Here is a 21,474-nt window from a genome sequence, read left to right on the forward strand (position 1 = left end):
CTAAGCGGATTAAGCCGACTTTGTGTTTGAGGGTTTGCATTTCTCTGCCCAAGCGAAGTCATGGGCATCTTTTCCTAGTTCTTCAACAGACTGGAAACCCATATAATGCAGCGCACCATCAAGGTCCATTGGTTGAATATGGCCAGCAAGGAAACGATCAACGAAATTCAGGTGATTCTGATATTGCTCAGGCTCTTGCTCAAAGACCCAACGATCGACTTCGGAACCAAAATGATAAAGGCGATCATTATGTTCAAGGCTATAGACCTTCACATCCCAGTTATCACCAGGAATACCTACCAGAGGGATCTGGCTCATATTGCATACAGTAGGCAGTGTTTCAGGTGAAACTAGTTCCATGCGATCATTAATAACGTTATCGGTAATAACGTCCCAACACTCACCCCAATGGCTGTTCCAGCCAGGATATTTCTCTTCCAACCACTCACGTTCCTCAGGGGTAACACCAGCTGCGGGGTTCCACCATGCTGTTGATCGCCAGTACCAAACACCCATGTGGTAACTGTGGTGAAGTTCATCGATATCTTTCAGAAAGGTTTCCCAGTACCAAGGCTTCTCTAAACCTAAGTCGATTAGAGCTCGCTCAAACTGGCCAACAATCCACTCATACATAAACTCTTTAAAGGATTGTTTACGATGTTCCAGTGGTGTGTAATAATCCATAATCGGGCCCGTTAACACTGCAAAGAGCCTCCAAGCACGCCAGATAGCAATATCAACTTTCTGTTGAGCTTCCTTTTTCTTACCGTTTTCGATCAATATTTTAAGTGCAGGCCCTCCTTGTTGTGCATGACGTGATTCATCAGTTTGAATACTTGAGATTAAGTTAGCGAAGGTATAATCCCCTGCATCCGCGGCATCCGCCGCCAAGCCAAGGAATTGCATATTGGTAAAACCGGTTTCAAAAGAGAAAGTCAGCATGATGGCCACGCTTATAGCATCACGCCCAGTGATGATGTCATCAAAGAAGTGCTTTGCGGCAATCGCAGCCCACTCATTGCTGTGGTAAGCACGCCAAGCCCAGTCGAACTGACGATCTTTTTTACAATATTCATGTGGAAAAAATAGCTGAATCTGGCCATGACGAAGCTCGTCCATCATGCCAAACGTAGCCATGTTGCGGTTGCCAGGTGCTTTTGAAAAGCGAGCCATACGGCCTTCACCAGTTACTGCAGCGTATTCACCTAGAGCAATTGCACCGTAGTGTGCTTTCAAGATGCTGATCCAGCCGGGATCAGAATTTTCATAAATTTTTGCGCGTTCTAATGCAGCTTTAACTGAATAAGCTCCGGAATCTTTTTCACGCTGAATAGATACATATTCGGGATAAGATGTTTTATAGGGCTCGTCATAACCTTCCCAGTTCTGTAATGGGATACCCATATGGCCGGACATTTGTTCGGGGAATAACTCTTCCTCAGTGACATAGCTAGGTGTCCAATTGGTTGTTCTGGTTAGTTCGTACCAATTCTTACGTGGGTGTATAGCCATTTTATTGTTCTCCAGAATTGTTATGAATCATTAAAAACGTTGTGTATAAGAGACGACAGCATTGCTCTGGCTGTGACTTTGAGTAAGTAGTTCATTGCCGCTGAGATAGGATGGTGTTTGAACCTCCTCTTTTAAGCCAAAAGAGAGAGCAACATTAAGGGCTGAATCTTCACTAAAACGATATTCGCCCCCCAAAGAGAAGTGCTTTTTTAGGTAGGCTGGAATAACGGGCAGAATCAGGTTGTTATCTTGTGCCTGCTCGGCATAGCTAAACCCTGTTCTTAAAGTTAGTTGATCGTTATAGCGGTACGCTGCACCGATAGAGGCTATGGTAATATCCTGATAGTTATGAGGAAGTGCTATATCGATTGCGCCGCCAGAGTTAGCGCTAAAGCTAACATTGATATCTTCCATTACATCACTCCAGTAACTTCGTTTGACGTCAGCTGTGAGTAATAATTTTTTACTGAATTGATGTGCTAAGCCAAGGGTTAAGCTGGCAGGCATATCAAAGTTTTTAATGCGTATATCACCTGCTAACGGAAGCAGATTTCCACTACTATCAACACCGGATAGCGTTGCCCGACCCTCAAGATCACCAACTGATGTTTTTAGGTTGTACATAGCTCCGACGGTGGTATTGTCGCTAATGCGGTAGGTCAGACCTAGCCTGCCTCCTAAACCAAGAGCATCGACTCCGCCACCAATAGGATTATTCCGGCTTAAACTGAAATGGGCTGCACCTCCAGCGCCAACAAAACCAGCCAAAGGACCTACTAAACTACCTGTAAGGCGGCCTTCGCCTGCTAAAGCGCCGACTTGCGATGCGGGTAACAGAAGTTCCAGATTGAGGGACGTCCATACCAGATCAGCACTAGCACCGATAGAAAAGTCTGGAGTGACTTGATAACTGAACCCTATAGGGGCTCTGAGAACTAATAGGCGGCTACTGTTTTCGAGATCTGTTTGTGTGCCGTTTTCAGTTTTAGATAAAAAACTGTTAGTACCGAATTCGGTACCTAACCCACCGTTAGCAAACATACCTGCACCGAAACGCCAGCTACCATGTTGGGAGACATAGCTAACTTGTGGCGCGTAATAAGGCCCTCGGTTGTTCGATGCATTTCTAGAATTTGCGGTATTGCCATTATTCTGTGCTTTGATATTAGTGGTAATAAGGTCTAACCCAACTTCTAACTGTCCCCCATCGGGAGCATATGTCAGCGTTGCAGGATTTGATATCAGTGCTGTATTACCGGTGTAATAGGCTGCGCTAGTACCTCCCATAGAACGAGAAATAGCACCAAAGCCTTCCAAGTCGAAAACCTGAGTTGCACTTGTATTACAGGCATAACTTGCAAGTATTAATGAGCCCGTACTTATTATTTTTTTCATATTAATACCCATCTCTATTTTTAAATGGATTGATGTGTCTGTATCGCCTATATAATATCTATTATTTGAAGTGATAATTAAATTGGAGTATGGTTTATTTAACTAAACATAATAGTTATTTAAATAAACTAAGGTTTAGTTTTTGTTGAGGTTTTATAAGGTTCAAAACAAGCTGTGGTTTTTAAAATGGTCTATAATTAGCCATAAACAGAATATTTCGAGATGGCTTTTATGAGTTATGATGATAAAAAAATGTTTAAAAGCAAATCATCTGTAAAGATTCAAGAGATAGAGTTGAATGTTAAAGATTCATTCCATCTTCATCGTGAAAAAATTGCACGTATAATTTTCGATGAGCTTTATGAATTTGTTGGCCTGTTAGATCCTCAGGGTAATGTTTTGGAAATAAATCGAGCTGCGCTGAAAGGTGCGGGGATTGCTTTAGAAGAGATCCAGGGAAAACCTTTTTGGGAGGCTCAGTGGTGGCAGGTTTCGCAAGAAGCGGTTTCATATCAACATCATTTAGTTCAGGCAGCATCTCAGGGTGAATTTGTCCGCTGTGACATAGAAATACTAGGGAAATCAGCTGGTTCAGAACTCATTTCGGTCGATTATTCTTTGCTTCCTATTCGGGATGAAAAGGGAGAGATTGTTTTTTTATTGGCCGAAGGTCGAAATATAACAGATAAGAAAAAGGCAGAGGCTCAATTAGCTTTAAAAAATAAAAAATTAGAATCCCTGGTGGAAAGAATTCGTCAATTAGATAATGAGAAAAGTGATTTTTTTGCCAAAGTAAGTCATGAGTTACGCACGCCGTTATCTTTGATTCTCGGACCGCTTGAGTCCGTAATAGAGTCTGGAGCTGTAAAGGATTTAAAGCAAAAGCAACAATTGGAAGTTATTCAACGCAATTCATTAACCTTATTAAAGCAGGTTAATGCATTATTAGATTTAGCCAAAATTGATGCTCAGAAAATGCAATTAACCTATCGAGAGGTTAATCTTTCATTGTTAACAAAAACACTGTGTTCTAACTTTGAAGGTGTTGCATTAGAACAATCGATTAGTTACAACATACAAGTTCCTGAGGAAATGGTTGGCGAAGTTGATGTAGATAAATTTGAGAGGATAATTTTAAATTTGCTGTCAAATGCTTTTAAATTCACCCCGGCTGGTGGTTATGTTCGTTGTTATCTTACTGTTAACCGAGAGCAAAGAGTATTAATCAGTATTCATGATAGTGGGCCTGGAATTCCAAAGGAGCAACGTACTGATGTCTTTGAACGGTTTCATCAGGTTAACCAAGAATCTAACCAACAGGGAACGGGGCTTGGTTTATCTATAGTGAAAGAGTTTGTAGTGCTTCATCAAGGTACTATCTCTATAAGCGAAGCGTCAGGAGGTGGTGCTCTTTTTCAAGTAGAATTGCCACTTAAAGCGCCAGCTGGTGCATATATTGCTAAACAAACAGGCACTGAAGCGAGCGGAGTTCAGGCCATAAACCCTAGTGGGTATCTAATATCTAATCAGTTACAGAGAACACAGATAAAACAAGTGTCATCATCTGATCTACGACCAAGGTTAATGATTGTGGAAGATAACTTTGATATGAGTTTCTTTATCGAGGAGTGTTTAAGTGATGACTATCAAGTATTGGTTTCGGAAAATGGTGCGCAAGCGCTAAGCTTAATGAAGCAGTTTCCTCCTGATCTATTGATAACGGACCTTATGATGCCAGTATTAAGTGGTGATCAATTAGTATCAAAGGTACGTGAGGATCGGGAGCTCTCTCAAATACCAATTATGGTTCTTTCGGCTAAATCAGATGATACGTTACGGGTGAAGTTACTTACGGAATCTGTACAGGATTATCTAGTAAAACCATTCTCTGCACAGGAACTTCGTGCCAGAGTTAAAAACTTGGTTTCATTGAAAGTGGCAAGGGATGCATTACAAAGTGAATTATCGGACCAAAATGAAGATATATCATTACTCACCCGACGTTTGATTAAGAGCCGTAGAAAACTCCAAGAAAGTCACAATAATTTACAGATATCTGAAGCACGTTGGAAAGCAGTGTATGAAAATTCTGCTGCAGGTATCGCAGTAACAGATACCGTAGGGAATATTTTAGCTACTAATCCCGCCTTCCAAAGAATTACCAACTATTCTAAAAATGAATTAACACAACTAAATATGGTAGATCTAACCTTTTCAGAGGAAAGGGAATCTATGCAATATCGCCTCAACCGATTATGTGTGCATGAAGGTGGTGAATACAACATTGAACGTCGATATGTGTGCAAGGGAGGCGGATATATTTGGGCGATTGCCAGTGTTTCATTGATACCCGCTCGGAGTGATGATCCTCCGGTAGTATTACAGATTATTGATGATATTACAGAGAGGAAAAATGCCCAGGATGCGCGTGATCAACTTCAACAGGAGTTAGTTCATGTTTCAAGATCGACCACTATGGGAGAACTTGCAGCATATATAGCGCATGAGGTAAATCAACCACTTTCTGCAATAATGACAAATGCAAATGCAGGACTCCGTTGGTTACGGGCAACGCCACCCAATCTTAAGGAAAGTGAAGATGCCTGGACGAGAATTATACGTGAATCAGACCGTGCTGCAGAGATAATTAGAATGATTCGATCATTTTTGAAACGAAATGATCCGATTGAAGAACTAATTGATTTTAAAAGTCTTTTTTCTGACATTCAGCTGATTTTAAGTTCAAAAACAGAATCAGCTGATGTGCAGCAAATACTAGACATAGCTGATAACCTGCCTGTTATTCGTGGAGATTCAGTACAGTTACAGCAACTGCTTATTAATCTTGCTGTTAATGGTATTGAAGCGATGATATCAAGCGAATGCTTAAAGCGGGTATTAACTTTAGCCGTGCGATTTAATGAGATAACACATGGAGTTACTCTTATTGTCTCAGATACAGGTATAGGTATTGATGTCGAACAGCTTGAAGCAGTATTTAATGCTTTTCATACGACTAAAAAAGAGGGGTTAGGAATGGGCCTAGCTATCTGCCGAACCATTGCTGAAGCGCATGATGGTAGTATTGAAGTGGTGAATAATCTATCAGGTGGCGGAGTAACCTTTTCTGTTGAACTACCCAGTGGGTCACGGGATATTAAATATGAATGAGAATGATACTGTTATTTACTTAGTGGATGATGATCAGTCAGTGTTGGAGGCTCTTGGAAGTTTGGTACGTTCAATCGGATTGAAAGTAGCCTGTTTTTCATCAGCTTACGAGTTTTTTGATGCAGTTTCGACACGAGCACGTGGTTGTTTGATTCTGGATGTGCGTATGCCTGAGATGAGTGGTTTGGATGTACAAAAAAAATTATCTGAGTTGGGTGATGAGCTACCGATAATTTTTATTAGTGGTCATGGTGATATCCCAATGGCAGTGAAAGCGATTAAAGCAGGGGCAGTTGATTTTCTTACTAAACCTTTTCGTGAAGAGGAGCTATTAAGCGCAATAAGAACAGCCCTTCAGATCGATATAGAAGCATCTGAGAACCTAAATGAAATTGAAGATATAAAAACACACTACGCTACCTTAAGCTTTCGTGAGAAACAGGTTTTACCTTTTATCTTAAAAGGTTTATTAAATAAGCAAACAGCTGTTGAACTGGGGATAAGTGAAGCAACAGTAAAGGTTCATCGGCATAATCTTATGAAAAAAATGTCTGTAAACACTTTACCTGATCTAGTTCGTATCACCCAGAGGCTAGACTTGCCAAGCCACAAAATTTAAAAGTTGTGAATTGACCAACTTATAGTGTCGTTCTATATTTGAGGTTGATTTTAAACGACCGTTTTTGAATTAAGGGTCGCTTTGTTTTAGCTTACATTACTCATCTCGTTAAGTGACTTTATGTGCTTAACGAGGTGCCTAGCAATGATAGGACTATTAACAACTCCACAGTCTAGTGGCCTCGGAGCTGACAAGGACTCCATGTTCAGTCAACAGATCCTCTATCCTCTACATATCAATAGTTGAGCTTACAACGATGATATAACTAAATCGAAATTGGATGATTGCTGACGAAAAATGTTGTCGTTTGTTACTTCACAGAGATGAATGTATCTCTACATTATCTACAGCACAAGATAATTTTTCAGTACCACATTCTGGTACCGGGCAAGTCGAGTATTGAGCTGAAGAGCGTATTGAACTCTGGTTATTTAAAGTTAGATTAAGATCACCACAGGTATTGGAGGGCTAACCACTTTCTCTACTCAATTTAGTCTCATAATAAAATATTGATATCATTAGGCTTGAACAAGAGGATAAGATTAGTTAGCCCAGCTTAGGTAATGGTATTAACCATCATGGATTTTCCAGAAATAGCGTTCAATTATCAGAAAGCCGGTAATATCGGTATCGAATCGATCAGGCTCAAAGATCTGTATACCCGAGCGCAGGCTCTTGAATCAACTCCGATAAAGCCTCATCGCTTGAATTTCTACAATCTTATCTTTGTAAAGCAGGGTTCGGGTAAACATCTAATCGATTTTATTGAATACCGTTTTGAGGCAGGTAGTTTTATTTTGGTTCATCCTGATCAAGTACATGCCTATGATCTTGATGCTGACACTGTAGGGGAGGTATTACTTTTCACAGAATCGTTTGTTGATCAGGTTCTGAATAACATACGTATGCCTGGCTTTTCACCGAACCATCTGGGTGTTAACTACCAGCCAGTGATCAAACCAAATGATGCAGGGTTGTCCAGTTGTATAGGGTTGATGGACGAATTATCTAAGGAGTTATCTAACTCTGACAGAGATGAACTTATTTTGATGCATCTGTTTTCTTGTTTGCTGTTGATGCTAAGAAGAGAGCGGAATGAAACCGATCAAAACACACTATCATCTGGACAGATGGATAAACTTAATCGGTTTCTGGATCTGCTGTATAACAATTTCACAACTATTCGGGATGCGAGTCTTTATGCCGATAAACTTCACACTACCTATAAAACACTGAATCAGGTCTGTAAAAAAGGCACAGGTCAAACCGCTAAACAGTTGATAGATGCCTACACATTGTTGGAGGCTAAGCGCCGCTTGGTCATAGATAGCTGTACCACTCAGCAACTGGCGTGGGATCTTGGCTTTAATGACGCTAGCAATTTCGTCAAGTATTTCAAAAAACATACGCACTACACGCCTTCCGGTTTTCGCAAGCATTATAGTCGCTCCAATTCTTAGTTAGTCGTATTAAAAATTTAGCATTTAAAAGAAAAAGGTTCGATATTTACCATTTTTAGTCTCTTCCTCACCGCGCCAGAGTGATCGTTCGTCAGTAATCTATCTCTATCTTATTTGGAGATAACGATGAATAAAAAAATCACAAAATTAATGACGGGTGCAGCAATGACAACTGCAATTTTGGCATCTGCAGGATGCTTTGCAACGATGGAGGATAAAGAGATGAATCTGACTAATACCGAAAAAGCAGTTAGCCTGATTCGGAGTATTGAAACCGGCGATCAGGCGCCTGTTTCCTATATAAATCCTGAGAAATACATTCAGCATAATCTTGCGGTAGGTGATGGTTTAGCCGGCTTTGGGGCCGTACTTCAAGCGTTACCTGTAGGCAGTGCTAAAGCGGATGTTAAGCGTGCCTTTCAGGATGGTGAATACGTTGTACTGCATACCAGTTATAACTTCTTTGGCCCTAAGGTCGGGTTTGATGTATTCCGGTTTGAAGAGGGAGTAATCGTAGAGCATTGGGATAATCTAACTGAAAAGGCAAAGCCGAATACAAGTGGTCGTACTCAAATTGATGGACCGACCGATATTTTGGATCTGGATAAGACTTCTGAAAATAAACAGACCGTTTCTGATTTTGTTGTAACTATTCTGATCAACGGCGAAATGGATAAAATTACTGATTTTATTGGTACCGGTGAGCAGGATTATCTACAGCATAATACTGCGGTGGGTGATGGTTTAGGAGCTTTGGGTGCAGCGTTGGGCGCTTTGGCAGAGCAAGGCATGCCAATGGTCTATAGTCGAAACCATAAAGTATTAGGGCAAGGTAACTTTGTTTTAAGTATTAGCGAAGGTCAGTTCCTAAATGAACATGTTGCGTTCTATGATCTGTTCCGATTGCAAGAGGGAAGAATTGTTGAACACTGGGATACTATTGAAACCATTCCAGCGAAGGCTGAATGGCAAAACGACAACGGTAAATTTGGCTTCTGAGTTTTAGTCGGAATGCTGGAAACGTAGCTTCCTGAATAAGGCAGCTTCGTTTTTTCAATTTGAATATTGCGATAGGGCTGAGGTAATAAAGAAGCGGATGCTCAAACCCTACAGCAGACTGTATTCAAGACCTGTCCACATATAGTTATTCGTTGTAGAGGGGCTGCGATAACGCTTGTATACTAACCGCAATTTTGTATCAAACTCACTATGGGTTCATTATTTTGCATACACTTTCTCAGTTAAAATCTGGCGAATTAGCAGGCATTCAGCACTTAAAGTTGTCGGAAAATTTAACTTCATTCCCCTTAGAGATTTTATCTCTGGCTGAGAGCTTAGAAATTCTTGATTTATCCAACAACCAATTAGCTTCATTGCCAGAAGAGCTAGCGCAGCTTAAAAACCTAAAAATTATTTTTGCATCAAACAACCATTTTGAAATGCTGCCAGAAGTACTAGGTCAATGCGCGAACTTAGAAATGGTGGGGTTCAAATCAAATAAAATTAATCAGGTTTCAGAAAACTCACTACCCCCCAAGTTACGTTGGCTCATCTTAACGGATAACCATATTGAAGCCTTGCCTGATGCTTTGGGCGAACGGCCACGATTACAAAAGTTAGCCTTAGCGGGCAATCGCTTAACTCATTTGCCACAAACCTTAGCTCAGTCTACAAACCTTGAATTAGTGCGTATTTCAGCCAACCAACTAGTTGAGTGTCCAGACCAATTACTGGGCCTGCCTAAACTTGCTTGGGTTGCGTTTTCAGGTAATCCATTTAGTCAGTCAGATGTTAAAGTTCAATCAGTCCCCGAAATACAGTCGTCCAGCTTCAGGTTACAACAAGTGCTTGGACAAGGCGCGTCAGGGGTTATTTCAAAGGCTGTTTGGAATACAGATCAAGTCTCTTTCCCTGATGATATTGCGGTTAAAGTATTTAAAGGCGAGGTTACTTCCGATGGGTATCCAGAAGACGAATTACAAGCGTGTTTAAAAGTGGGGAATCATCCAAATCTAGTGCAGTCTTTGGCGCAAGTGAATGAAGAAGGCTGTTTAGCGTTAATCATGAACCTTATTCCATCTCACTATAGTAACTTAGGGCTTCCGCCGTGCTTTCAAAGTTGCACCCGTGATAACTTTGCACAGGGATTGGCACTATCCATTGAGCAAATTGATAAAATTGTTTTACAAATGGAAGGTGTTTTTGCTCATTTACACTCCAAGCAGGTATGCCATGGAGACTTATACGCACATAACACGCTGTTTGACGAACAAGCCAATATCATTTTTGGGGACTTTGGTGCTGCAACCATGTACCACATGCTGACTAAAAAGCAGCAGGAACAAATTAAGCAGATTGAACTTCGAGCACTCCATCATTTTATTGATGACCTGTTGAGTATTTGTACGGAAGAAGATCAGAATAGTAGTAAGTTCAATCTTCTCAAGCAGAAAGTTATTCATTAGTGCATCAGTAGAAAAACAAAAATTGCGATAACACCCACGTAGATACGCTCCCGATATTAATTTAGAACAAATGAGCCTGGTCTGTCGATCGGGCTTTTTTGTGTCTGAAATATGAGGGCGAGTATCGAGGGGAATGAGACAACGTAGAGTTAGTCTCATTCCCTCTAAATACCAGCCCTGAATCGGCCCATGGCCCAAGGTAGATTTGGTTACACTACTGCTTGTTGGCAACCGTTAAGATTTCTTGCGAAATGTACTCCAGAGATAGACGCAGATGGATAGTATGATCAGAGTGAGTAGTGTCAGGCTGATTGGACGGGTTACAAAGATACTAATATCGCCATCAGCAACCCCCATGGCCTGTCGGAAGCGAGTCAGAAATAATGGGCCTAGCACCAGACCAAGAATAATAGGTACTGCCGGAATATCATTACGCCGTAGCACATAACCAAATATTGCAAAGCCAAGGGCTATCAGAGCATCGGATAACTGATAGTTTTGACTGTAACTACCAATAAAGCCTAGTACCAAAATGAAAGCACCAATGAAGCGTCCACGGATGCGGGTGAGGTTGACGATCCATTTGGTTGCCACAGATAGATACACGAAAACGACAATGTTCATCAGGAATAGTGAGATATAAAGACCCGAGATGAATTCAGGACGCTCAGCAAACAAGGCAGGGCCTGGAACATAGTTATGCACCATGAACACCGCCAGTAGCATCGCCATCAATGCATCTGCCGGAATACCGAAAGCGAGTAAAGGTATCAGCACCGATGCCGTCACGGCATTGTTTGACGTTTCTGATGCGATTAGTCCTTCGGGAGCTCCATCGCCAAATTTTTCTGGCGTCTTAGAGAACTTCTGAGCCAGGGTGTAGGAAAAAAACTGCGAGCCGAACTCGCCAACACCCGGTAGTAGCCCCATAACAACGCCAAGAGCAGCTGAACGGATAACGGTGACTTTATGTTTCAGCAGCGTCAGAGCGCCTGAGAACATACCCTCGCCTTCAAGCTTAGTTACATGGGAATCGTTACCTTTCTGGTCTAGTAATACGAAGGCTTGAGACATAGCAAACAGACCGATAACAGCTGGAACAAGAGGTATGCCGTTAAGCAGCCAGCTCTGGTCAAAGGTATAGACTTGTGTGCTGAATGAACGATCAATACCGATAGTACCGAGAAAGATTCCAACCCCCAGCATCATCGCTGCTTCAACAACATGTTTGCGGTGTGCCAACACCACAAAGATCATACCGAGTGCTGCCAGCATGGCGAATTCTGCCGAACCAAATAGACGGGCAACCTGAGATAGCGTTGGTGCCAGAAGTATCAATGAAGAAACACTGATAATGCCACCAACAAAGGATGATGTGTAAGCGATGGACAGAGCGCGCTTACCTTCTCCCCGTTGAGCCATAGGGTAACCGTCATAGGTGGTTAAAACGGCCACCGGAGTGCCCGGTGTGTTCATCAGAATGGCGGGTATTGCACCGCCATACCAAGCCCCTCCGTAAACCCCCAGCAGAAGGGATACCCCGGCGAGTGGTTCCATAGAGAAACTAAGGGGTAACAGGATAGCAATAACGCCCGCAGGTTCCAGACCGGGAATTGAACCGATAGTGACCCCGACCAGCGCGCCGATAACGATGGCCATCAGGACGTTAAACGTGCCGACTTCTTGAAGGCCTAATAATAAAATATCCACAGTTAATGTCCTTTGAATTATAGGTTTTGGTTGGCGAAGTCAGCCCAATTATCCGGCAGTAAACCATACAGCCAGGCGTCGGGTAGCCAGACACTAACGCCGACTCTGAAGATCAGTACCATAGCTACCACGGTGAATAGGGTCGCTATGAACCAGGTCCTGTTCAGTAAACGGCAAAGCCATAGCAGAGTAGTAACGAACATCAGAGTCGCAAGGACAAAACCAAAGATGGAGAGAGTATTAATGTAGAGAAAAAACAGGGCTGAAGAAAAAAGGGCAGTACGGTAACTACTGAGGTTTTCAGCCAGGCTTTCAATTATATTAAGCTGCGCCAGGTAGTTGCAGCGTAGGGATTGTATGACGCGTACCAATGCAAAAATAGCGACGATAAAAAGGCCAAAGCCAGTACCGAACATTGGCTGGATAAACCAGCCGCGTCGGGTTGTTACCCATGATGCTTCAACAGGCAGCAGACAGAGCAAGGTGAGAGCGGCAAAAAGGATGAACCAGTAGATTCCGAAGTGTCGGGTTTCAGATTGAAGATCGATATCTTCAAGGACTGATTCCGGCGTTAATGTCTTATTATTCATGATATTTCAGACCAGTTTTATAGTTATTTTATTTGGCAATAATGTGTTTATACGCTGCCGCATTGTTTAGGCTTTGTGAGGCATGCCCTCATCTGAATCGATTAAGTTGAATGTCGCGTAAGCGGTACGATTAGAATCGGGACGTTACTCTGGTGTATTACTTTCTGAGCGGTGGAGCCTAAAAACATACGTGATGCGGCGGAACTTTCGTGATCACCCATCACTATCATGCTGGCTTTGAGTTTATCTGCGGCCTGAAGAATGACTTTGTCAGGTTTGCCCACTAAAACTTTTATTTCTGGAGCATGACTCAGCTTGCAGCCTGCTTTGAGTTCAGCTTTTAGAAAGCGCTGAATTCGATGCTCAATTCGCTCTTTATAGCTAACCATTAACTGGTCGTTATGTTTAAGGTTTGCAGAATCAGGTAGGTAATCTTCCATAACATCAAACATCGGTTGGATTGCGTGCAGGAAAATAATTCTGGCATCATTTTTTAAAGCTTGTTTGACGGCCATCCGAAAAGCAGGCCTGCTGCCCTCTGTAATATCAGACGCATAAAGAATGGTAGAGATTTCAGGTAGCATAAGTCGAACCTTCGGATTTGTTTTACTTATACCGATTACACTAGAAAGGGCTTTCGCTGAGAATCAATCTTATGGTTTAGAGCGGCGATTTGTATTGCTAGTAGGAGTCTGACAAGCTTGTAACATCACTAATTTACATGCTGCAGTTGGTAACAGGTAAATGTCACAGAACAAGAATAAGATCCCAAACGACTTTCAGAGGAAAGGACTGGAGCTGATTAATAGCCTGGTGTCTCTCAGTGAATCCGTATTTTTCCTGGTTGAACCAGATATGCAGCATCGGGGAGCCGTAGTGTTCGACAGTCGGTCGGATATTGAGAAACAGTACACTACGACGTACGGGCGGATGGATCCTCTCAATCCTGAAAGATTTAGTGATACTGATGATCTGGTGGTAACTCTGGATTCGCAGATGGCCGCGCATCTGTTAAAGCAGACGATCTACTATCAGGAGTTTATGGTGCCCAATAATCATCGCTATGTGGCCGATATGTTTTTTCGCCATGAAGGTCAGATTATTGCGGTACTGAGTATGCTGCGTGAGGAGAGGCTGGGTAACTATTCCGAGGAAGAATTGCAGCTGTTGCGCAAGCTGCAACCGTTTTTGGAATACAGTCTGAAGTCGGTCTATCTGCCTAAACGCCACAAAGAGCGTCTTTCGATCTACGAGAAATACGGCTTAACTGAGCGTGAGCTGGACGTGATTGAGTTGTTACTCAGTGGCACCAGTAATAAAGAGATAGCGGTTGAGCTAAGCCTTGGGTTGGCTACAGTAAAAACCCATCTGCATCATATATTTCAGAAAACCAGTGTTCAGTCCCGCAGTGAACTGGTTGCCAAAGTTTTACTCGACCTGCAGTCGTAATTCCCTACTACCTTAATTGTTACCAACATGTCCGGCTCCACCTTTTGATGGATGCCGGTTAATGCTTCTTACTTAGATACTGTCTGTAGAACTCAAACAGGGGAGACCCTGAAGTGATGCAGGACGATTCTATGCCAAGCAATATAAATCTCGAACTATTACAACGCCGTTACAACACAATGGGAAAAAGCTCGCCGCTTTTTTATGAACAGCCTCTGCACCTGGTGCGTGGAGAAGGTGTCTGGCTGTTTGATAATGAAGGCAAGCGCTACCTGGATGTATACAACAACGTGCCGCACGTGGGGCACTGTAATCCTCGGGTGGTAGAGGCTCTGCACCAGCAGGCCACGACTCTTAACATTCATACGCGCTATCTACACGACAATATTGTTGAGTATATCGAGCGTCTGACAGCAACCTTTGGTGATGGCCTGTCAATGGCAATGCTGACCTGTACCGGCAGTGAAGCCAATGAACTGGCTATGCGTATGGCGCGTCATTGCACCGGTGGACAAGGCATGATCGTGACCGATTTTGCATATCACGGCAATACTGAAGCGGTGGCCGAAATCGGCACCGGATTCATGCCGGAAGCCAAGCATACCAAGCGGGTTAAATCATTCCCGATTCCTGATTCTTACCGCGGTATAGATGGTGTTGCTGAAGATAAACTGGCAGATGCTTATGTCGCATGTATTCAACGGGCGATTGATGAATTTACTGAGGAAGGCATTAAAGTTGCCGGGATGCTGGTGTGTCCGGACTTTGCCAATGAAGGCCTGTTGAATGTACCTAAAGGCTTCATGGAACGGGCCACCGCGTTGGTACGTAAGGCAGGTGGCGTGCTGATTGCCGATGAAGTGCAGGTTGGCTTTGGCCGCAGCGGAAAGCATATGTGGGCACACCAATGGTACGACCTGACTCCGGATATTGTCACCATGGGTAAACCGATGGGTAATGGCCACCCGTTGGCAGGCCTTGTTGCGCGTGCCGACATGATTGAAGAATTCAGTAAGGTCGCAATGTATTTCAATACCTTTGGCGGTAATCCTGTGTCTTGTGCCGTGGGTATGGCGGTGCTGGATGCGTTGCAGGAAGACCGTTTAATGGAAAACGCGCTATCTACTGGCGCTTACGTCACCCGAGGGCTGCGTAGGTTGCAGGAAAAATACCCGCTGATCGGTGAAGTAAGAGAACTGGGTATGTTCTTCGCTGTTGAACTGGTATTGGACCGTACGACTAAAGCGCCGGCCATTGTTGAAGCTCGCAGAGTTATCAATCTAATGCGGGACAAAGGGGTGCTGATCAGCACCATCGGGGTGACCGATTCAATCCTTAAATTACGCCCGCCGATGCCATTCCAGCCAGAACATGCCGACCTGTTGCTGGCCACTCTTGATGAAGTGATGGACATCGTTAGCCGGGAGTCTGCCGTATGAACTCGTTCTATGACTTAAGCCCGGCGCAACAGTGCGGGCGACTGCAGCAACTAGCAGAAAAAGCACTGCGTCACTGGCACCTGGATGTCCGTAATATCCAGCTGATTAAATACCGGGAAAACGCGGTGTTTGAAGTGATTGCGACTGATGGCGTGAAATATGCGCTGCGCATGCATCGTCCTGGTTATCACAGTGATGGGGCATTGCGCTCGGAACTTCAATGGATGGAAGCGCTTATTAAAGCCGATATTCTGGTGCCAGAAGTGATACCGACAGTAACCGGTGAACTGTTAGTAACCGAGCAGCTGGAGAGTATACCTGAGCCACGTCAGATCGATCTGTTTGCCTGGATTGAGGGAGAGCAACTGGGTTCTGTCGAAGAAGGGTTGGGCGACAATGCAGAGCAAGTGACCTCGATCTATCTTGCTATCGGGGCGACTGCTGCCCGTTTACATAACCAATCCAGTCAGTGGCAGCTTCCGGAAGGCTTTAAACGTCATGCCTGGGACAGTGATGGCCTGGTTGGGGAGCAGCCATTCTGGGGGCGGTTCTGGGAACTGGAGCTGTTGACCGCTGAGCAGCAGGCACTGTTGATAGGCGCGCGTGAAAAAGTACAGGCTAAGCTGCAGCAACTGGATAAGTCAGCACAGAATTACAGCCTGATTCATGCGGATTTTGTACCGGAAAACCTGATGACTGAGGGGGATCGGGTACGACTGCTGGACTTCGACGATGCCGGTTTTGGCTGGCATATGTTCGAGTTGGCAACCGCCCTCTATTTTATCATTGAAGAAAACTGTTATGAGGTTGCTAAAGAGGCACTGATTAGTGGTTATCGCCAGCACAGAGAGCTAAGCGAAGAAGATTTAGCATTGTTGGAGCTATTCCTCACCGCCCGTGGTTTTACATATCTGGGTTGGATTCGCAGCCGCCAGGAAACTGAAACTGCACAGGAATTAGCGCCTGAGTTAATCCGTATGGCTTGCCAGCAGGCAACACGTTTCTTATCCCAGTCTTAATGCTGTTAGAAAAAATGTAGTTAAAAAATAGTCAAAAAATAAATAGGTAATACAAATGAATAAAACAATAAAACAAACAATTCATTGTCTGGCTGCCACAGCCATTGGTTTGCTGGCGACTATCGGTCCGGTTCAGGCCGCTTCTGAATACCCAAACCGTCCGGTTAAGTTCCTGGTGCCTTGGCCTGCCGGAGATGTTGAAGATCTATTGACCCGGTTGATAGCCGAAACGATGGCAAAGGAAACGGGTAAACCAGCGACAGTGGTGAATAAACCCGGTGCAGGCGGCGTGGTTGGTGCCAGCGAAGTTGCAAGTGCCCGTGCAGATGGCCTGTTGATAGGTTCTTTTGTAGTGGATCTGGTAACAACTCAGATTCATGGTGGCAATGCGCCCTACGATCGCGATACTTTCGAGCCTGTTGGTATCTTTTTGGATTACCCAATGACCATGGCCGTTAGAAGTGATGCGCCGTATAACACAATGGCTGAGCTGGCGACCTATTCACAGACAAATAAAGTGTCTCTGGGGCATTTTGGTTATCAGGCACTGCCGACTGCACTGGCCTTTGCCGCGGGTGAAAAAGCCGGTATTAAATTCAGTTCTGATGCTCCCTTTGATGCTTTGGACTGCTCAACATTGGCCAATGGTGATGCCGACGTAATAACTGCTAACACTATTTCTGTAGTGTCTTGCTTGCAATCAGGTGAAGCAAAGTTGTTGTCTTCAATGACCCGTGACCGCCTGACGTTAACGCCGGATGTACCGACATTGGCTGAAGAAACGGGTATCACGCTGACCGCATGGAATGGCTTATTCGTTAAGAAAGGTACGTCTGAAAGCATAAAACAGCGTATCTCTGAAATTGCTCAGAAAGCGTTGGCATCAGACCGTGCACTAGAGATTGCTAAGACGACGGGCGCAGGTGTTTATTGGATCGATATTAAGGATGCCGAGAAAGTGATCGAAAGTGACTTCGAGGCGACTGGAAAGCTACTCAAATTTTTAAAAGAGTCATGATTTTATTCGGTCAGTATTGATCGCAAGCCACCCACGTTGGTGGCTTTTTTATTAGCTTTATAAAGTGTTGTGGGAGCTTTTTATGAACATTGATCTAACAGGCAAGGTTGCCATTATTACTGGCGCAGGACAGGGTATCGGTGAAGGTCTGGCTTATACTTTCTCCGCCGCTGGGGCTAAGGTTGTTGTTGCCACTCGGACAGCGGCAAATGGACAGGAAACCGTCAATAATGTGCAGCAGGCTGGTGGTGAAGCGGTATTAATTCAATGCGATGTGGGTCATCGTCAGCAGGTAGACGAGCTTATAGAAAAAACTGTTGAGCTTTATGGCCGCATAGATATTGTGATTCACAATGCAGCTGTTTATCCGATGCAGTCTATTGAAACTTTATCCGATGAGCAGCTGGACATGACTTTGTCAGTTAATTTGAAGGCTGCATTCTGGCTGACTCAGGCAGCTCTGCCTTTCCTTCGCCAGGTACCCTTCGGGCGTATTATTTTTACTTCCTCTGTGACTGGACCGCGTGTCGTTATGCCAGAAACTGCACACTATGCGGCATCAAAAAGTGGCCTCAACGGGTTTATTCGAACCGCCGCGGTAGAATTCGCCCGAGAGAATATTACGGTAAATGGTGTTGAGCCGGGTTATATCCTGACCCCTGCTATGGGTGCTCTGGTAGATGAGCAGGGATTGCGGGAAATGGCCAGTCAGATTCCTTTGGGTCACCTGGGTGCGCCGGCAGATATTGCCCATACTATGCTGTTTCTTGCATCAGAGCAGGCTGCTTATATTACGGGTCAGACGATCGCTGTGGATGGCGGCTCTACTCTGCCGGAAAGCCCGGTTTTACTGGACCAGTTCTATTCCTCTAACGCTTAGGTATAGCGAATAATATCCAATACAGATGAAACTGTGGAGAGGGTTAAGTACAAGTTATCACTGGGCGGACTGTCTTTAGATAAGGGGGCGTGCTAATTGCACAGCACTACCTTATATAGGTAGTGCTTGTTTTTCTGGATGAAGCATTCGCACTTTCCCTAATCAAAATACTGACTATTTAACACTCACAATACGTCTGCTCTGAAGTAGAGTGTAGCCCCCGCTCAGCACAACAATCATCCCGCCGATTAAGGTCATAAGGTCAGGACGTTCATCAAAGATGATGATGCCTAAGATCAGGGCAAACAATAAACGTGTATAGCGAAAGGGGGTAACGACCGAGACATCACCACTTCGCATAGCGATTGTCAGTGAGTTATAGGCGATGACGCCAAAAATAATCGCGCCAACTATCTGATAGCCTGCTTCAAAATTAACTACCAGGGGTTCTCCTGTATAGAGCTGCAAAATAAAACCAGTGGGTATCAATACAAAAAAGCCATAGACTCCCAACTGCATATTGGAGAGTACCGGCGGCGCTGCTCGGGTTGCCAGGTCTCTGCCGGCGAATCCCAAGGTGCTGATAACAGCAAATAGAGATGCGGGATTAAAACCGTCCAGCCCGGGACGAATAATCATCAAGACACCGGCAAACCCAATCAGTACGGCCAGCCATCGTTTAAAGTCGATATGTTCACCAAATACAATGGCGGCACCCAGCAAAACAACCAACGGAGTCGCCTGCAATATGGCGGAAGCGCTGGACAGTGGAGTCAGGGTAATGGCCAGGGCAAAGCATAATCGACCGACGACTTCGCTGCCTGCACGAATCAACAATGGACGAGACATGATGGAAGGCTGAAGCACCCGTTCTTTTCTCTGCCAAGTCAGGAATATAAAGATTAGCATCCCACCCAAACCAAACAGCATCAGGATCAGCCCGATAGGCATCGTATTCGCTGAGGCTTTGATAAACATATCCTCAATAGCAAACGCAGCCATCGCCAGGACCATAAATATACTGCCACGAGTGTTACCCAAATGTATCTGCTCCTGTTGTAGAGCGACAAGCTCTACTCACAATTACTGTGTGATTTTTACGTTTCAGCCTGGCCCTTTCTACAGCTGTTTTGTAGGGTAGGGGTTCTACACCCTCTTTGTAATGACTTGATACGGGGATTATGATACTCGCTTCATCCCCCATACTGGCCATGGCCAGTATGGGGGATGTTAGAGCGTAAGCGATATAAAAAGTTATTAACCAACTATTAGTCTGTTAACGGTCAATTAATATTGAACTTCAGCCGCGCTTATTACCGCTAGTGTCGTCAGTATTAGAATCTTCAATCTCCTCATCATGAGATCGCATTAAATCAACTTTGAAAGGAAAGAGGTTTCCTTTGAAGTAGAGACTCCGTTGCCGGTGAATACAAATTCCAGCTTGGTATTCTGTTTGTCCGGATTACTAATGCAGACACGGTAAGGCAGCCAGGACGAGTTGTTGTCGCTCAGATTGATAGTGTCAGGCCCGTATAGCGTAAATTTAGGGCTTTCGGACAGCGATACCTTAATCAATTCCTGATCGTGGGCAAATCGTTCTACTTTAACCCGATAGTTATTGCAGACAGTGTCTGCATCCAACTGGGTAAATAGAGCCGAGCGATCACGACGAATCTCTACCAGCAGGCTCTTAGTGTCGGTAAAACCATAGATAACGGCCGTAATAGCACAGAGCGCGACAGTTGAATAACCAAACAGATTCAGCCTAAGGAACTTTGATGTGAGGCCTTCTAACTGTCGTTCGGAGGCAAAGCGTATCAATCCCCTCGGCCGGTTAATTTTATCCATAACATTGTCACAGGCATCGATACAGGCAGCACAGTCGATACAGGCGGCTTGAAGACCGTTTCGAATATCGATGCCTGTTGGGCAGACTTGTACGCAGATACCGCAATCAATACAGTCGCCGCTGTCTTCATCGGCATTTCTTTGGTTTGCCCGAGGCTCTCCACGTTTTGCATCATAGCTGACGGTAAGCGTGTTTTCATCAAACATGACGCTCTGAAAGCGAGAATAGGGGCAGGCATGCAGGCAGATTTTCTCTCTGACAAGGCCAGCGTTTACATAGGTGAGGGCTGTCATAATCGTCAGCCAGCCAAGCATAGCCTCAGACATTTCAAGATTGAAACCATCAGCCATCATCTCCCTGACAGGAACAAAGTATCCGGTAAAAGTGGCTGCAGTCAGGAACGCCAACAGAATCCAGAGTAGATGTTTGAGCAGTCGGCGTAACTTGCGTGTGCCACTGAGTGGCTGATGATCATGACGTGCCCGTTCATTTACTCGGCCTTCGGTCAGTTGTTCTATACGAATGAAAAGCCAGGTCCAGATACTTTGAGGACAGGCAAAGCCACACCACACTCGCCCCCATGCGACAGCGATAAAGAATAATAGAGTGGCTCCCACAATCATCAAGCCGGCCAGCAGGGGGAGATCATGCCAGGACAGGGCGTTGCCAAAGAGAATGATGCTGCGTTGTTCGAATGAGAAAAAAAGAAATGGATGGCCATCAACCTGAACCCAGACCAGGCCGAAGTAAAGTGCTATGAGCGGCCAGGTCGTCAAACGCCTGAGATTCTGAAACCGTCCTTCTGTGAGACGGACGTGAAACTTACCATCGGTAGCGAGTGGTGGAGTCGGATCTTGCAGAACAGGTATTTTTTGCACGGGGATAATCTACTAAATTT

17 protein-coding genes are annotated in these 21,474 nt (G+C 44.4%); 10 read left to right on the forward strand and 7 right to left on the reverse strand.

Annotation, left to right across the window (positions count from 1 at the left end; translation table 11 throughout):
* Positions 1 to 9 precede the first annotated feature (9 nt).
* Together QZZ54_RS15720 and QZZ54_RS15725 are read right to left on the reverse strand one after the other, a co-directional pair.
* Complete coding sequence (locus tag QZZ54_RS15720) at positions 10 to 1,512, reverse strand: aromatic/alkene/methane monooxygenase hydroxylase/oxygenase subunit alpha (RefSeq protein WP_290703951.1); 1,503 nt, start codon at positions 1,510 to 1,512, stop codon at positions 10 to 12.
* A gap of 30 nt (positions 1,513 to 1,542) precedes the next feature.
* Complete coding sequence (locus QZZ54_RS15725; RefSeq protein WP_290703953.1) at positions 1,543 to 2,907, reverse strand: outer membrane protein transport protein; 1,365 nt, start codon at positions 2,905 to 2,907, stop codon at positions 1,543 to 1,545.
* A 231-nt stretch (positions 2,908 to 3,138) separates the two neighbouring features.
* Between QZZ54_RS15725 and QZZ54_RS15730 the strand changes: the two genes are divergently transcribed.
* The 5 genes from QZZ54_RS15730 (at position 3,139) to QZZ54_RS15750 (ending at position 10,622) form a co-directional block, all read left to right on the forward strand.
* Positions 3,139 to 6,078 carry an ATP-binding protein gene (locus QZZ54_RS15730; RefSeq protein WP_290703955.1) on the forward strand — a complete coding sequence of 980 codons (2,940 nt, stop codon included), beginning with the start codon at positions 3,139 to 3,141 and terminating at the stop codon, positions 6,076 to 6,078.
* On the forward strand, positions 6,071 to 6,697 hold the full coding sequence (locus QZZ54_RS15735) for a response regulator transcription factor (protein WP_290703958.1): 627 nt from the start codon (positions 6,071 to 6,073) through the stop codon (positions 6,695 to 6,697). Before QZZ54_RS15730 ends, QZZ54_RS15735 begins: the two co-directional genes overlap by 8 nt.
* Positions 6,698 to 7,275: 578 nt before the next feature.
* On the forward strand, positions 7,276 to 8,157 hold the full coding sequence (locus QZZ54_RS15740; RefSeq protein ID WP_290703961.1) for a helix-turn-helix transcriptional regulator: 882 nt from the start codon (positions 7,276 to 7,278) through the stop codon (positions 8,155 to 8,157).
* 126 nt (positions 8,158 to 8,283) lie between these two features.
* The gene (locus tag QZZ54_RS15745; RefSeq protein ID WP_290703964.1) at positions 8,284 to 9,156 is read left to right on the forward strand and encodes a hypothetical protein; all 873 of its coding nucleotides are present in this window, start codon (positions 8,284 to 8,286) and stop codon (positions 9,154 to 9,156) included.
* 224 nt (positions 9,157 to 9,380) lie between these two features.
* A complete protein-coding gene (locus QZZ54_RS15750) occupies positions 9,381 to 10,622 on the forward strand; it encodes a leucine-rich repeat-containing protein kinase family protein (RefSeq protein WP_290703967.1) in 1,242 nt (413 codons plus the stop codon).
* 234 nt (positions 10,623 to 10,856) lie between these two features.
* Here QZZ54_RS15750 and QZZ54_RS15755 read toward each other — a convergent pair whose 3' ends face one another.
* The 3 genes from QZZ54_RS15755 to QZZ54_RS15765 all read right to left on the reverse strand — a co-directional run bounded on the left by QZZ54_RS15755 (position 10,857) and on the right by QZZ54_RS15765 (position 13,506).
* A complete protein-coding gene (locus tag QZZ54_RS15755; RefSeq protein WP_290703970.1) occupies positions 10,857 to 12,332 on the reverse strand; it encodes a tripartite tricarboxylate transporter permease in 1,476 nt (491 codons plus the stop codon).
* A gap of 17 nt (positions 12,333 to 12,349) precedes the next feature.
* Positions 12,350 to 12,922 (reverse strand): hypothetical protein, encoded by a 573-nt coding sequence (locus QZZ54_RS15760; protein ID WP_290703973.1) that lies wholly within the window; start codon positions 12,920 to 12,922, stop codon positions 12,350 to 12,352.
* Between the two features lie 101 nt (positions 12,923 to 13,023).
* A complete protein-coding gene (locus QZZ54_RS15765) occupies positions 13,024 to 13,506 on the reverse strand; it encodes a universal stress protein (protein WP_290703976.1) in 483 nt (160 codons plus the stop codon).
* A 160-nt stretch (positions 13,507 to 13,666) separates the two neighbouring features.
* On the opposite strand from QZZ54_RS15765, the gene QZZ54_RS15770 reads away from it, so the two are divergent.
* The 5 genes from QZZ54_RS15770 to QZZ54_RS15790 all read left to right on the forward strand — a co-directional run bounded on the left by QZZ54_RS15770 (position 13,667) and on the right by QZZ54_RS15790 (position 18,727).
* Complete coding sequence (locus QZZ54_RS15770; protein ID WP_290703979.1) at positions 13,667 to 14,371, forward strand: LuxR C-terminal-related transcriptional regulator; 705 nt, start codon at positions 13,667 to 13,669, stop codon at positions 14,369 to 14,371.
* 131 nt (positions 14,372 to 14,502) lie between these two features.
* Positions 14,503 to 15,810 carry an aminotransferase class III-fold pyridoxal phosphate-dependent enzyme gene (locus tag QZZ54_RS15775; protein WP_290703981.1) on the forward strand — a complete coding sequence of 436 codons (1,308 nt, stop codon included), beginning with the start codon at positions 14,503 to 14,505 and terminating at the stop codon, positions 15,808 to 15,810.
* Complete coding sequence (locus QZZ54_RS15780; RefSeq protein ID WP_290703985.1) at positions 15,807 to 16,829, forward strand: phosphotransferase; 1,023 nt, start codon at positions 15,807 to 15,809, stop codon at positions 16,827 to 16,829. The genes QZZ54_RS15775 and QZZ54_RS15780 overlap by 4 nt, the downstream gene beginning before the upstream one ends.
* A gap of 55 nt (positions 16,830 to 16,884) precedes the next feature.
* Positions 16,885 to 17,847, forward strand: coding sequence for a tripartite tricarboxylate transporter substrate binding protein (locus QZZ54_RS15785; RefSeq protein WP_290703988.1), 963 nt, complete (start codon positions 16,885 to 16,887; stop codon positions 17,845 to 17,847).
* Between the two features lie 82 nt (positions 17,848 to 17,929).
* Positions 17,930 to 18,727 (forward strand): SDR family oxidoreductase, encoded by a 798-nt coding sequence (locus tag QZZ54_RS15790; protein WP_290703991.1) that lies wholly within the window; start codon positions 17,930 to 17,932, stop codon positions 18,725 to 18,727.
* 174 nt (positions 18,728 to 18,901) lie between these two features.
* Here QZZ54_RS15790 and QZZ54_RS15795 read toward each other — a convergent pair whose 3' ends face one another.
* Positions 18,902 to 19,768: a DMT family transporter gene (locus tag QZZ54_RS15795; RefSeq protein ID WP_290703994.1), complete on the reverse strand. Its 867-nt coding sequence runs from the start codon at positions 19,766 to 19,768 to the stop codon at positions 18,902 to 18,904.
* 327 nt (positions 19,769 to 20,095) lie between these two features.
* Positions 20,096 to 21,454, reverse strand: coding sequence for a cytochrome c oxidase accessory protein CcoG (gene ccoG, locus QZZ54_RS15800; RefSeq protein WP_290703998.1), 1,359 nt, complete (start codon positions 21,452 to 21,454; stop codon positions 20,096 to 20,098).
* Positions 21,455 to 21,474 lie beyond the last annotated feature (20 nt).

Source organism: Amphritea sp. (genome assembly GCF_016744155.1).
Lineage (GTDB): Bacteria > Pseudomonadota > Gammaproteobacteria > Pseudomonadales > Balneatricaceae > Amphritea.